This window comes from Allobosea sp. ASV33, assembly GCF_016428755.1.
Lineage (GTDB): Bacteria > Pseudomonadota > Alphaproteobacteria > Rhizobiales > Beijerinckiaceae > Allobosea.
Genome location: NZ_JAELTI010000129.1, coordinates 1 through 12,537 on the forward strand (window position 1 = coordinate 1; position 12,537 = coordinate 12,537).

Sequence of the window (12,537 nt, forward strand, 5' to 3'; positions counted from 1 at the left end):
GCGCGAGGCGCTCTACGCCGACGACGACGCCGAGGAAGCCACCGAGGCCAAGCCGAAGAAGGCCGCCGCGAAGAAGACCAAGAAGGCCGAAGCCAAGGCTGACGAGAAGGCCGACGACGCCTCCGCCTGAGCATCGGACCGAAAAGTGGCCGCCACTTTTCGGAACGATCCGATGCTGGCCAACGAGCCGGATCGCCACTTTGCGTCCGATAGGACGCCCGGCGATCGGGCCTCGCGGCAACCTTAACGACAGCATTCGCGCCGCCGGCCTTCGCGACCGGCGGCGCTTCCCTTTTCAGCCGCGATTGTCGTGCTTAAGTGGGTGTCTTCCGAGACGCTGCCGATTCGACATCTCGCTGGGTTTCCCAGCGCTCCACCTCAAGGACAGATCCATGCTTCGCGATCCGCTCGAGACCTACAACAATCTCGTCCCGATGGTGGTCGAGCAGTCGAGCCGCGGCGAACGCGCCTTCGACATCTATTCGCGCCTGCTGCGCGAGCGCATCATCTTCCTGACCGGCCCGGTCGAGGATTACTCGGCCTCGCTGATCGTGGCGCAGCTCCTGTTCCTCGAAGCCGAGAACCCCAAGAAGGAAATCTCCTTCTACATCAACTCGCCCGGCGGCGTGGTCACCTCCGGCCTCTCGATCTACGACACCATGCAGCTCATCCGCTGCCCGGTGACGACGGTCTGCATCGGCCAGGCCGCCTCGATGGGCTCGCTCCTGCTGACGGCCGGCGCCAAGGACATGCGCTTCGCCCTGCCGAACGCCCGCATCATGGTCCACCAGCCCTCCGGCGGCTTCCAGGGCCAGGTCACCGACATCCTGATCCATGCCAAGGAGGTCGAGAGCCTGAAGAAGCGCCTGAACGAGATCTACGTGAAGCACACCGGGCGCTCCTATGAGGACATCCACGCCGCGCTGGAGCGCGACAATTTCATGACCGCGGAGCAGGCCAAGGAATTCGGCCTGATCGACAAGGTCATGGAGCGTCGGCCGGAGGCCGAGGCCTGATCGCGGCGCTCGCGATCCTGTGGGTTGGCCCTGCTCATCGGAGCCCCCATATTGAACCAAGGACGGCCCCGTGTTTGCATGGGGTCGGGGGTGAGCGGACAGGCGCTCCATTCTGATCCGGCTTGGGCCGGCCCTGCGTATCCGACTGTACCGGAACGGGCCGTTAACCTAATCATCGTGATCTGAGCGCTTAAGTATGACGGAGAGACGACGGCTGCACCCGCCATGCGCGATGCGGCTCCCGGCTCCCGAACTGGAGATGAACGGATGGCTAACAAGCCCGGCGGCGACTCGAAGAGCACGCTTTACTGCTCTTTCTGCGGCAAGAGCCAACATGAGGTGCGCAAGCTCATCGCGGGCCCGACCGTGTTCATCTGCGATGAATGCGTCGAGCTGTGCATGGACATCATCCGCGAGGAATCGAAATCCGCGCTGGTGAAGTCGAAGGACGGCGTGCCGACCCCCAAGGAGATCCGCAAGGTCCTCGACGACTACGTCATCGGCCAGGAGCACGCCAAGAAGGTGCTCTCCGTGGCGGTGCACAACCACTACAAGCGCCTCTCGCACGCGACGAAGCAGAACGACGTCGAGCTCGCGAAGTCGAACATCCTGCTGATCGGGCCGACCGGCTCGGGCAAGACGCTGCTCGCGCAGACGCTCGCCCGCATCCTCGACGTGCCCTTCACCATGGCCGACGCGACGACGCTGACCGAGGCCGGCTATGTCGGCGAGGACGTCGAGAACATCATCCTCAAGCTGCTCCAGGCCTCCGACTACAATGTCGAGCGGGCACAGCGCGGCATCGTCTATATCGACGAGATCGACAAGATCAGCCGCAAGTCGGACAACCCCTCGATCACCCGCGACGTCTCGGGCGAGGGCGTCCAGCAGGCGCTCCTCAAGATCATGGAAGGCACCGTCGCCTCCGTGCCGCCACAGGGCGGGCGCAAGCATCCGCAGCAGGAGTTCCTGCAGGTCGACACCACCAACATCCTCTTCATCTGCGGCGGCGCCTTCGCCGGTCTCGACAAGATCATTTCGAGCCGCGGCAAGGGCACCTCGATCGGCTTCGGCGCCAAGGTCGAGGCCCCGGACGATCGCCGCATCGGCCAGATCTTCCGTCAGGTCGAGCCCGAGGATCTCCTGAAGTTCGGCCTGATTCCGGAATTCGTCGGCCGCCTGCCGGTCCTGGCGACGCTGGAGGATCTCGACGAGCCGGCACTGAAGACCATCCTGACCGAGCCGAAGAACGCGCTGGTCAAGCAGTATCAGCGCCTGTTCGAGATGGAGGACACCCAGCTTACCTTCACCGACGAGGCCGTCAGCCTGATCGCCCGCAAGGCGATCGAGCGGAAGACCGGCGCGCGCGGCTTGCGTTCGATCATGGAAGGCATCCTGCTCGAGACGATGTACGAATTGCCCGGCCTGGAAGGCGTCGAGCAGGTCGTGATTGGCCCGGAGGCTGTCGAGAACAAGGCCCGCCCGCTCTTCATCTATGCCGAGCGCGAGGACGAGACGAAGACGGCCTCGGCCTCCTGATTTCTCACCGATTGCGACAACAGGACGCGCGCCCCTTGGCGCGCGTTTTGCGTTTGAGATGGCATGGGCTGGCAGCGGTTTCGGATCGCGACAGCCCTGCGCGAGATTGAACCGTCGCAAGCTGCGGTATCCGCCCTTCGCCCGTTGCAGGTCAGCGGTGCATGAGCCGGATACCTCGCTTGAAAGCCGGCGAGGAAGTCTCCACTTTAGGTGCACTTGCGAGAGTCGCATGCCTGATGAGGGTGCGATGCGCGAGGGCGGAGAGGCGAATGGTCGCCTTGGCCGCACACGTCCGATCGCTCCGCCCATCTCGGGGGTCCGCCGGGCGCAACTGCAAAGGAACTGCCATGACTGGCTCGACGCCCCGCGCTCCTTTCGTCACAGGCGAGACCGGCACCTACCCGGTTCTGCCTTTGCGCGACATCGTCGTATTCCCCCATATGATCGTCCCGCTCTTCGTCGGCCGCGAGAAGTCCATCCGCGCGCTTGAGGAAGTGGTGAAGACGGACGGGCTCATCCTGCTGGCGACCCAGAAGAACGCCGGCGACGATGACCCGCAGCCCAACGAGATCTACGAGATCGGCACGCTCGCCCGCGTGCTGCAGCTGCTGAAGCTGCCCGACTCCACCGTGAAGGTGTTGGTCGAGGGCGTCGGCCGCGCCAAGGCGCTGTCCTATTCCGCGTCCGATTCCTTCTACGAGGCGGAGGCCACCGGCCTGGCCGAGGAAGAGGGCAAGAAGGTCGAGGTCGAGGCGCTCGCCCGTTCGGTCGTCAGCGAGTTCGAGAGCTATGTGAAGCTCAACAAGAAGATCTCGGGCGAGATCGTCGCCGCGGTCACCCAGATCGACGAGCCGGCCAAGCTCGCCGACACCGTCGCCTCGCATCTCGCGGTCAAGATCGCCGATCGCCAGGGCGTGCTGGAGATCACCAATGTCGCCCACCGCCTGGAGAAGGTCCTGTCGCTCATGGAGAGCGAGATGTCCGTGCTCCAGGTCGAGAAGCGCATCCGCTCGCGCGTCAAGCGCCAGATGGAGAAGACCCAGCGCGAGTACTATCTCAACGAGCAGATGAAGGCGATCCAGAAGGAGCTGGGCGACGGCGAGGAAGGCCGCGACGAGCTGGCCGAGCTGGAAGAGCGCATCGCCCAGACCAAGCTCACCAAGGAAGCCCGCGACAAGGCGACGGCCGAGCTGAAGAAGCTGCGCCAGATGTCGCCGATGTCCGCGGAAGCGACCGTGGTGCGCAACTATCTCGACTGGATGCTCGGCATTCCGTGGGGCAAGAAGTCCAAGATCAAGAAGGACCTCACCGCCGCCCAGCTGGTGCTCGACGACGATCACTTCGGCCTCGACAAGGTCAAGGACCGCATCGTCGAATATCTCGCCGTGCAGCAGCGCGCCAACAAGCTCGCCGGTCCGATCCTGTGCCTCGTCGGCCCTCCGGGCGTCGGCAAGACCTCGCTCGGCAAGTCGATCGCCAAGGCGACCGGCCGCGAGTTCGTGCGCATGTCGCTCGGCGGCGTGCGTGACGAGGCCGAGATCCGCGGTCACCGCCGCACCTATATCGGCTCGATGCCCGGCAAGATCATCCAGTCGATGAAGAAGGCCAAGACCTCGAACCCGCTCATCCTGCTCGACGAGATCGACAAGATGGGCCAGGACTTCCGCGGCGATCCGTCGGCGGCCCTGCTGGAGGTGCTCGACCCCGAGCAGAACGCGACCTTCAACGACCATTACCTCGAGGTCGATTACGACCTGTCGAACGTGATGTTCGTGACGACGGCGAACACGCTCAACATCCCGCCGGCCCTGCTGGACCGTATGGAGGTGATCCGCATCGCCGGCTACACCGAGGAAGAGAAGACCGAGATCGCCCGCAAGCACCTGATCGCGAACGCGATCAAGAAGCACGGGCTCGACGGCAAGGAGTGGTCGATCACCGACGACGCCCTGCAGACGCTGGTGCGGCGTTACACCCGCGAGGCCGGCGTCCGTAACCTGGAGCGCGAGATCTCCAACACGGTCCGCAAGGGCGTGAAGGACATCGTGCTCGGCAAGAAGGCCAAGGTCGTCGTCGACGAGCCGCTGCTCGAGGAATATCTCGGCCCGCCTCGCTATCGCTACGGCATGGCGGAGACGGAGAATCAGGTCGGTGTCGTCACCGGCCTGGCCTGGACCGAGGTCGGCGGCGAACTGCTGACGATCGAGGGCGTCATGGTGCCCGGCAAGGGCCGCATGACCGTCACCGGCAACCTGCGCGACGTGATGAAGGAATCGATCTCGGCGGCGGCGTCCTATGTCCGCTCCCGGGCCGTCGATTTCGGCATCGAGCCGCCGCTCTTCGATCGGCGTGACATCCACGTCCACGTTCCCGAGGGTGCAACCCCGAAGGACGGCCCGTCGGCCGGCATCGCGATGGCGACCACCATCGTCTCGATCCTGACCGGCATCCCGACCAATCGCGACGTCGCCATGACCGGCGAGGTCACGTTGCGGGGCAGGGTGCTGCCGATCGGCGGTCTGAAGGAGAAGCTCCTGGCGGCTCTGCGCGGCGGCATCAAGAAGGTGCTGATCCCCGAGGAGAACGCCAAGGACCTGATCGACCTGCCGAAGTCGGTGAAGGATGGCATGGAGATCATTCCGGTCGCGCGCATGGAGCAGGTGCTCCAGCACGCGCTGACCCGCCAGCCGGTTCCGATCGTCTGGGAAGAGGATCTCAAGGCTGCGCCGCCCAAGGGCGCGGACGACGAGGCCGCGGGCCTTGTCGCCCACTGATCTCGGGTCCTGAAACAACGAGCCGCCGGCGCGCAAGCGCCGGCGGCTTTTTTGTTTGTGCGCCGTGGCCGGCCATTGCGGACGAGCCTGCCGATAAACATTTTCGAGCCTGCTCCTCGCAGGCGGAGCGGATCAGGGGATCGAGAAGCTGCGACGCTTTCCGAAGCAGAGGCCGAAGCCGGATCGCTGGGCGGCCTTCGACAGCCTCCCGGAGCCGGTGCGACGGGCGCTGGCCCAGGCCGCCCATCCGCTGGACCCGCTCAAGCTGCTCGGCGTGAGCGGCGTCGACGACGCGATGCGCCGCGTGGCCCGGCTCGATGCCGCGGCGAGACGGCGCGCGGATCGCTCCGGATAACAGGTGTCGCCGATGTCCTGGGTGATGGTGGGCGGTGACGGGCTCGAACCGCCGACCCTCTCCGTGTAAAGGAGACGCTCTACCAACTGAGCTAACCGCCCTCGCGGTCGCGTTTAAGGCTTAGGCGATCGTATCGCAAGCGTCCTCGGGCCGTGCGTTCCGCAACCGCCTGCAAGCGGCCGAATTCCGCCATCTTCATCGTCACCCTGCCGGCACCATGAAGATGCGCCGCTTGATCCGCCCTCGTCCTGTCCTGAGCTATGCAGGCGTCGTCGCTAGCGTGGGCCTCGCCCTCGTGACGGGGCAAGCGCTCGCGCAGTCGCTCTTGCCCGATTCCTTCTTCGCGGGCCGCCCGGCCTTCTCGCATCCGGAGCAGCCCGCCAAGCCTGCGAGCTGCGAATCCATCGCGGCGCAGCTTCCCGATTCGATTCCCGCCGATTCGCGCGTCGACATGGCGATCGCGGGAACGGTCAGCCTCGTGCGGACGGATGGCGCGCTCTGGTATGTCGCGGTCTGTGCCGATCCCGGCGTCCGGGTCCTGTGCGTCACCTATGGCGCCGGAGACCTGAAACCCGGCGACAAGGCCGTCCTGCGCGGCGGCTATAACCGGCAGGACGGCCGTCATATCCTGCTGGATCCTTGCCTTGCGTCGCCGTGGAACGATGGCGATGGCGCTGAGCCATAGGCGAGGGTGAGGATAATTTTCCCCAGATGTGATTTTGCCGGCGACACTCGCTTGACACTTCAGGCCGGGGGCAATACTCACCACGTCGCTGACGGCGAATGCCTCAGCCGCCCAGCGCGGGCGTAGCTCAGTTGGTTAGAGTGCCGGCCTGTCACGCCGGAGGTCGCGGGTTCGAGCCCCGTCGCCCGCGCCATTTTCTTCAAGAAAATCATCATCTTACAAATCCCTCCCTCGACGGGGGCCGGTAAATTCGGAATTGCCCAGCCGGCAGTTTCGGAATTACGAGCTGCTTCCGTTTGCGGACTTTGCCCGCCGGCCGCGTCGTCTAGCTTCAGGAACGGTGGCCGCCGTCGCGATCTGCGCAGGCGTGTAAGTGTGCTGCCAAGCCTTCGATTGAGCCAACGTGTTGCCCATCGCATCGGACAGCGCCTTGGGGTCGACCTCGCCCGCCGACGCCTTGAGCGCACCAGACCGGCGGATGTCGGTTAGGGTCCTTGTGTCGCCCGGGTAGACGAGATTCCGGATGTCCCGAAAGTCCTCAGCGAGGCTGTTCTTCCGGTAAGCCGTGGAGCGGGAATACTGCGTCGAGGTCAGAGCAAGCTAGCCTTCAAGGCCAAGTGCCGCGCAACGGCTTCACGGCGGGCGTCCTGTTCGTCGATCACTCTCGGGTCGCACAGCCAATAGACCGCTGATCCCGTCGGGGCCGCCCCGCCAAGCTTCAGATCCTCGCCATCGAAGCCTGCTTCCTTGATCTGCTGGACCAGATCATCCGTGTCATGTTCGACCGCGTACGAGCCAAAAACGTCCTCATCGGTAAAGAAGCCATCCTCACGGAGAAGCGTAACAGCGCGGGCTAGGTCGGCGGGATCATAAATCATCGGAACCTGCTCAATTAAATCTAGGCACTGATTTAACCTCGCGGATTATGAATCCGTTGCCGAATTCAATCCAAATCAATTGGAAATCAAACATGGCCGCCAAACGAGGCGGGAAACGCGATGGCGCCGGGAGAAAAAAGGTTCGCAGTCTCGCGCCACGCGCGAGCAGAAAGCCACCCTCTCCGACCTCGCGAAGGCCCACACTGACATTGCTTTAATGGCGCTCGTCTCGGTCGCCACGAAGAGCGAGAGCGATCACGGCCATGGCGGCATCGTCGTCGCGAGCGTTCCTATCGCGACCGATGACCGGTCCAAGGTGATGATCACGGGCGCACGCGTCACCGCGATGGCAGATCCCGGCTGGTCGACCGTCTGGCACGGTGCCGATGGCGCCACCTATCCCGTCGATGCCGCTGCCATGATCGCGATCAGCGGTCAGGTACAGGCGCATGTGAACGCCGGCTTCGCCACCTTCGCGACCGTGAAGGCGGATATCGAGGCAGGCACGATCATGACATTCGCTGAGATCGACGCTGCCTTTGCCGGCTGATCGCGCTTTCTCAGACCTGTTCCAGCCGCATTCTGGCGGCTTTTCTGCATCTCGGAGTATTGTTGGACGCCATCTCCATCCAGAGGGCTGCGGGGCACCATCTGGACGGCATCGTCGGCCCGAAAACCGTCATGGCGCTGGTGGCCACAGGCAACCAGTATAGCTCCGGCGTCGTCGCCGCTGCTATCGCTTTGCGGATGCTGGTTGAGATTCCGCTGGAGCGAATGCGACTGCGGCAGCCTCAAATGGCCTGACCGCCGCCATCATTGATCGTCACGGCCCGACGCTATTTGCGAGTTCGCCCAAAGCCAGTTCGCAGGCGTCGGAGCGGCTCGGTTATTCCCCATGAGTGAGAGGCATATACGCTGGCCAATTCGGCCTTCGCATTGGCAAGCTCCACTTTCGTGGTGGCCAGATCAGCTCTGGCTCGGTCGAGCTCGGCTAGCAAATTCTCGTAGCTGAGGACTAAACCGGATTTCTGGCCCGGCGCGTCCTGTGGGACAAACGACGCCTCGTCGCGCGTCTCCTGGCTCTTCCCCTTCCGAAGAACCGCGGTGAATTCCTGACTGTTTGCGCGGGTTTGATAAACGCGCTCCGGAGCGAGGTCGATCATGCCGATCCGGTAGAGAAAGGACATGATCTCAAAGAAGGACGAGGGCGTGAACTGCCAAGCATGCGTATCGTGGTACGCATCATCGTCGGGAAGGTCTTTGAAGATTTCGGCCTTCGGATCGCTGTACGTTTCGTACTGCTGTGATCCGTGGTCCGCAGCCCAGTGCCTGTCGCCGTCATTATGGGCTCTGTGCACCTTCTGAACGATGAAGCTCCTCGGTTGGTGGACCGCGCGCTGCGCATGGTGAGCTGCAAGAACATCCGCGACCCCGGAGGCCGGGGCGAAGTGGTCGAAGCAAAACCGCTTGTCCGGGCATGCGATGAAGTACCGCCCATCCTCTTCGAGGATGCCTGACACGCCCTGAAGGTGCCGAACAAGGTCGGGCTGGTGTTCGATGCAGTGCCCGCTGAAGACCGCGTCGAACGTCTGATCCACCATGTCAAACCCGCCCTTGGGGGCGACGTAGTGGATCGTGGGCACGCGCGACGTATCGTGCCCGGCCTCCTCGACCAATTTCGTCAGTTCGTCGGTGCTGAAAACGTCTAAGTACCGAACCCGCTCGCCTGTTACCGAAGGCGAGTGGAAAGGCCCAATCTCGAGGACTGACGCACCCTGTTCGATAAACGACAGGAGGGCGCCGCGCTCCGCCGCAGGGCTTCCCATGAACCCCGCCTGGATTCCTTCTGCCTTGTAGTGCGCAAGAGCCATCTCATCCGAGAGGTTCGCCGCATTTTGGCAGTGCTGCCGATAGAAGTGGGGTTCGAAAGCTCGGGGAAGCTCGGTTGCAGACATGGGGACTCCGGGCGGCTGGCGCAGTGGCGGTCTGGATAGCATAGCGAGCGCCGGTATCAAAAAGCACTGCTGGCCGCGGTTTCCTGTATCGCCCGCCCTCCGACGCAGCTTTCCACATCTGGAGCACTGCTATGGACACCACCGCAGTGCAGCGGGCGCTGGTCGCGCTCGGCTATTCGCTCGTGGTGGACGGCAAGGCTGGTCCGAAGACGAAGGCCGGCCTGTCACGCCGGAGGTCGCGGGTTCGAGCCCCGTCGTCCGCGCCATTTTTCCCTAGATGATTCAGCATCTTATCGAGCCTCCCCGTTTTGGGGCAGGCGGTCCGTGTCCAGATCTGGCCCTGGGAAATCGCGCTGACATAATCGTGGCGAGAGCTGCTCAAACTCTGCCAGCGACCTTCGCTGCGATAGCCAGTTCGCCGCGGATGGCTGCCGATGTTCCTTCGTTTCTCAGAGCCTCGGCGAGGTTCGATGCCCAATGGATAGCCTGCGACCGGCGGGATGACGGCGGCCTCAAGCCTTAGGATGAGGTGGGATTGCTGGCGGCCAGTCGAGAGGCTTCCTGCCCTGCGATCTGGCCGAGACCGACGGCCGTAAGCAACCCGTTGCCCGACAGATAGCCGGAGGCGCGGGAGCCCGAGACCCCGACTGCGGCCCCTCCGCAGGCGAAAAGATTGGGCAGCGCCGCACCATCCGGACGAAGCACGCGGGCCAGCGTGTCGATGCGCAGGCCGCCCTGGGTATGGAACAACGCGCCGGTGACGCGCACCGCGCAGAAAGGCGCCTCGAGAGCGGGCGCATTCCGGAAATCCCGTCCAAAGCGGTCGCTGCCTTCGCCGCGCTTTAGAGCCTCCACCTCCGTGGCGGTGGCCGCAAGGCTTGTCACGGGCAAGCCGAGCGAGGCGGCGAGGCTGGTCATGTCCTGTGCCCTGACGATCGCGCCCTGCGCCTCGGCCTGGCGGAAATCCTCGAACTGCCGCGCGATGCCGGCGATGCGCTCGTCGAAGATCGTCCAGGCTTTGCCTTCGGGCTGTTTCAGCACCGTCGCGGCCTGCTCGGAATAGCCGTGGCTTTCGTCGGAGAAGCGCTCGCCGCGCAGGTTGACCTGGAAGCCGCCTTCCATGACCGTCGCCCAGCTGATCAGGATGCCGTGCGGTTGCGCCACCGAGCCATGCCCCTGATGGCCGGACATGTGAACGAGCTCGGCGCCAAGCGCCTGCCCCCAGAGCACGGCGTCGCCCTCGTTGCCGGAATGGCCGAACCAGAGCGCCTCCGCCATTTGCGGAATGTGTTGTGCGACGAGCCCGCGATGGCCGCCATAGCCGTTGCAGGCCAGTACCAGCGCCTTGCAGCCGATGCGTTCCTCGCCGCCGCCCGGGCGCGTGCCCGCGATGCCAACGACGCGGCCGGCCTCGCCGGTGAAGAGCGTGGTGGCGCGAAATTCGGTCAGGATCGGGATGTCGCGGGCCTCGACCGCATCGCGCAGCCGGTCGATCAGTTCCGCGCCGGTGCGCTTCGGCAGGCCGTGCATGCGGCGCGCCGAATGGCCGGGATAGGAGAAGTTCGTCACCACGTCGAAGGGCAGGCCGTGGGCGTCGGCGAGCCATTCCAGCACCGGCCCGATCTGCTCGGTCAGGCGCGCCACGACCGCCGGATCGGGCTCGCCCTCGGCCTTGGCCATGATGTCGGAAGCGAAGATTTCGGGGCTGTCCTCGATCCCCGCCTCGCGCTGGAAGCGCGTGCCGGCCGCGGGAATGAGCCCGGCCGATAGCGCCGTCGAGCCGCTCGGCACCGCGTCCCGCTCCACGATGACGACCTCGGCCCCGGCCTCGCTGGCGGCGAGCGCGGCGACCAGCCCGGCCGCACCCGCACCGACGATCAGGACATCGGCCTCGGCCTCGAAAGCGACGCCGACAGCGGGGAGGACGCGGTTCATAGCGCTTCGACCTCCGCCAGAACGGTCGCGATCGCCGCGATGCGGGCGACGGGCCTCAGGGCCGCGATCGCTTCGGCATGCATCGCCGGCGTCGGCGCGGCGCAGCCATCTTCCAGCACGGTCACGTCGAGGTCGCGGACATGGGCGTCGCGCACGGTCGAGGCGACGCCGCCATTGGTGACGATGCCGGCGACGACGAGGTGCTCGATGCCGAGCTTGCGCAGCAGCCATTCGAGCCGCGTCTGGTAGAAGGCCGAATAGGCGATCTTCTCGACGCTGACGTCGATCGGTTGCAGGGCGTCCACGATCTGGTGGCCCCAGCCGCCGGGCAGGAAGTCGCCGCGCTTCAAGAACGGCCGCATCTGCTTGAGATGGGGCGAGATCAGAGGCTCGCCGCCGCGCCCCGGCACCAGCGTGAACTGGGTCGCCGCGACAAGGCCGCCGCGGGAACGGATGCTGTCGGCGAGCGGCTTGAGCTTCGCCGGAAGGGCCTGTGCTTCCGGTGCGGCGGCGCCGCCCTTGGCATAGGCGCCTTCGGGATGAATGAAGTCGTTCTGCAGATCGACGATCAGCAGCGCCGTGCTGGCGAGGGAGGTGAGGGGGCCGGCCATGGTCAGTGTCTCAGGATCACGAGATTGCCGAGGGCGTCGACCTCGGCCGTCAGGCCGGGGTCGAGCAGGATCGTGGCGTCCGGTTGCTCGAAGATCGCTGGGCCGTCGATGCGCGTTCCCACGGGGAGGTCGAGGCGCGACCAGATCGCCGTCTCGCGCCAGGCGCCGTCGAGATAGACCTGACGGGCGCCGCGGCGCGCCGTCTCGACAGCGGCATCGGCGGATGGGGCGAGCGCCGTCAGGTCGAAGGCGGGGCGGCGGCCGATGGCGGCGGTGCGCAGCGTCACGATGCGAACCGGGATGCCGGGCAGGAGCCGGCTGAAGGCGGCGCCATAGGCCGCCTCGAAGGCCTCGCGGATGATCGCGGCGCTGACACCGGTGCTGCCTTCGCCGAGGGTGACCGGCAGCGGCACGGAGACGGTGTGCGTTTGCCCGAGATAGTGCATGTCGAGCTCGTAGAGCACGTCGATGCGCTCGACCGAAAGCCCGGCATCGGCCACGACGGCATGGGCCTCGCGCCCGGCCTCGACCATGCGGGCGTCGAGCGCGGCGGCGTCCAGCCCGTCGAGCATCAGGTTCACCGTCTGCACGCCGTCATGGCGGATGTCGGCGATAACGCAGCCGAGCGCCGAGGTCACGCCCGGGAAGCGCGGCACCAGCGCGCCCTTGAGCCCGACCTCGTGAATGAGAGCGCCGGCATGCAGCGCGCCGCCGCCGCCGAACGGCATCGCCATGAACCGCGCCGGATCATGGCCGCGTTCGATCGAGACGAGGCGGATCGCGCCGGCC

General features: G+C 65.3%; 11 protein-coding genes and 2 tRNA genes. 7 read left to right on the plus strand and 6 right to left on the minus strand.

Translation table 11 applies throughout. The annotated features are described in order from the left end of the window. Nucleotides 1-392: 392 nt before the first annotated feature. The 3 genes from JHD80_RS24745 to lon all read left to right on the plus strand — a co-directional run bounded on the left by JHD80_RS24745 (nucleotide 393) and on the right by lon (nucleotide 5,329). Complete coding sequence (locus JHD80_RS24745) at nucleotides 393-1,016, plus strand: ATP-dependent Clp protease proteolytic subunit (protein ID WP_199092830.1); 624 nt, start codon at nucleotides 393-395, stop codon at nucleotides 1,014-1,016. A gap of 267 nt (nucleotides 1,017-1,283) precedes the next feature. After that, entirely contained in the window at nucleotides 1,284-2,555 is a 1,272-nt protein-coding gene (gene clpX / locus JHD80_RS24750; RefSeq protein WP_199092832.1) for an ATP-dependent Clp protease ATP-binding subunit ClpX, read from the plus strand. A gap of 347 nt (nucleotides 2,556-2,902) precedes the next feature. After that, nucleotides 2,903-5,329, plus strand: a complete 2,427-nt coding sequence (lon, locus tag JHD80_RS24755; RefSeq protein ID WP_199092834.1) for an endopeptidase La — start codon at nucleotides 2,903-2,905, stop codon at nucleotides 5,327-5,329. Between the two features lie 380 nt (nucleotides 5,330-5,709). Here the strand turns inward: lon and JHD80_RS24760 are convergent. Next, a tRNA-Val gene (locus JHD80_RS24760) sits at nucleotides 5,710-5,785 on the minus strand. Nucleotides 5,786-5,964: 179 nt separating this feature from the next. On the opposite strand from JHD80_RS24760, the gene JHD80_RS24765 reads away from it, so the two are divergent. Together JHD80_RS24765 and JHD80_RS24770 are read left to right on the plus strand one after the other, a co-directional pair. Beyond that, nucleotides 5,965-6,369, plus strand: coding sequence for a hypothetical protein (locus JHD80_RS24765; protein WP_199092836.1), 405 nt, complete (start codon nucleotides 5,965-5,967; stop codon nucleotides 6,367-6,369). 116 nt (nucleotides 6,370-6,485) lie between these two features. Further along, nucleotides 6,486-6,562 (plus strand) — tRNA-Asp (locus JHD80_RS24770). Nucleotides 6,563-6,959: 397 nt separating this feature from the next. On the opposite strand, the gene JHD80_RS24775 is transcribed toward JHD80_RS24770, so the two are convergent. After that, nucleotides 6,960-7,247: a hypothetical protein gene (locus tag JHD80_RS24775; protein ID WP_199092838.1), complete on the minus strand. Its 288-nt coding sequence runs from the start codon at nucleotides 7,245-7,247 to the stop codon at nucleotides 6,960-6,962. Between the two features lie 217 nt (nucleotides 7,248-7,464). Here JHD80_RS24775 and JHD80_RS24780 point away from each other — a divergent pair, with 217 nt between their 5' ends. Together JHD80_RS24780 and JHD80_RS24785 are read left to right on the plus strand one after the other, a co-directional pair. Further along, complete coding sequence (locus JHD80_RS24780) at nucleotides 7,465-7,797, plus strand: DUF4376 domain-containing protein (protein WP_199092840.1); 333 nt, start codon at nucleotides 7,465-7,467, stop codon at nucleotides 7,795-7,797. A gap of 62 nt (nucleotides 7,798-7,859) precedes the next feature. Beyond that, on the plus strand, nucleotides 7,860-8,051 hold the full coding sequence (locus JHD80_RS24785; RefSeq protein WP_199092842.1) for a hypothetical protein: 192 nt from the start codon (nucleotides 7,860-7,862) through the stop codon (nucleotides 8,049-8,051). 32 nt (nucleotides 8,052-8,083) lie between these two features. On the opposite strand, the gene JHD80_RS24790 is transcribed toward JHD80_RS24785, so the two are convergent. From JHD80_RS24790 to JHD80_RS24805, 4 genes are all read right to left on the minus strand, one after another. Further along, on the minus strand, nucleotides 8,084-9,202 hold the full coding sequence (locus tag JHD80_RS24790) for a methyltransferase domain-containing protein (RefSeq protein ID WP_199092844.1): 1,119 nt from the start codon (nucleotides 9,200-9,202) through the stop codon (nucleotides 8,084-8,086). Between the two features lie 519 nt (nucleotides 9,203-9,721). Further along, nucleotides 9,722-11,137, minus strand: a complete 1,416-nt coding sequence (locus tag JHD80_RS24795; RefSeq protein WP_199092846.1) for an FAD-dependent oxidoreductase — start codon at nucleotides 11,135-11,137, stop codon at nucleotides 9,722-9,724. After that, nucleotides 11,134-11,748, minus strand: coding sequence for a cysteine hydrolase family protein (locus JHD80_RS24800; protein WP_199092848.1), 615 nt, complete (start codon nucleotides 11,746-11,748; stop codon nucleotides 11,134-11,136). Before JHD80_RS24800 ends, JHD80_RS24795 begins: the two co-directional genes overlap by 4 nt. 2 nt (nucleotides 11,749-11,750) lie before the next feature. Further along, nucleotides 11,751-12,537, minus strand: a 787-nt coding sequence (locus tag JHD80_RS24805) for a hydantoinase/oxoprolinase family protein (RefSeq protein ID WP_282568436.1), incomplete at its 5' end; no start/stop codon positions are given.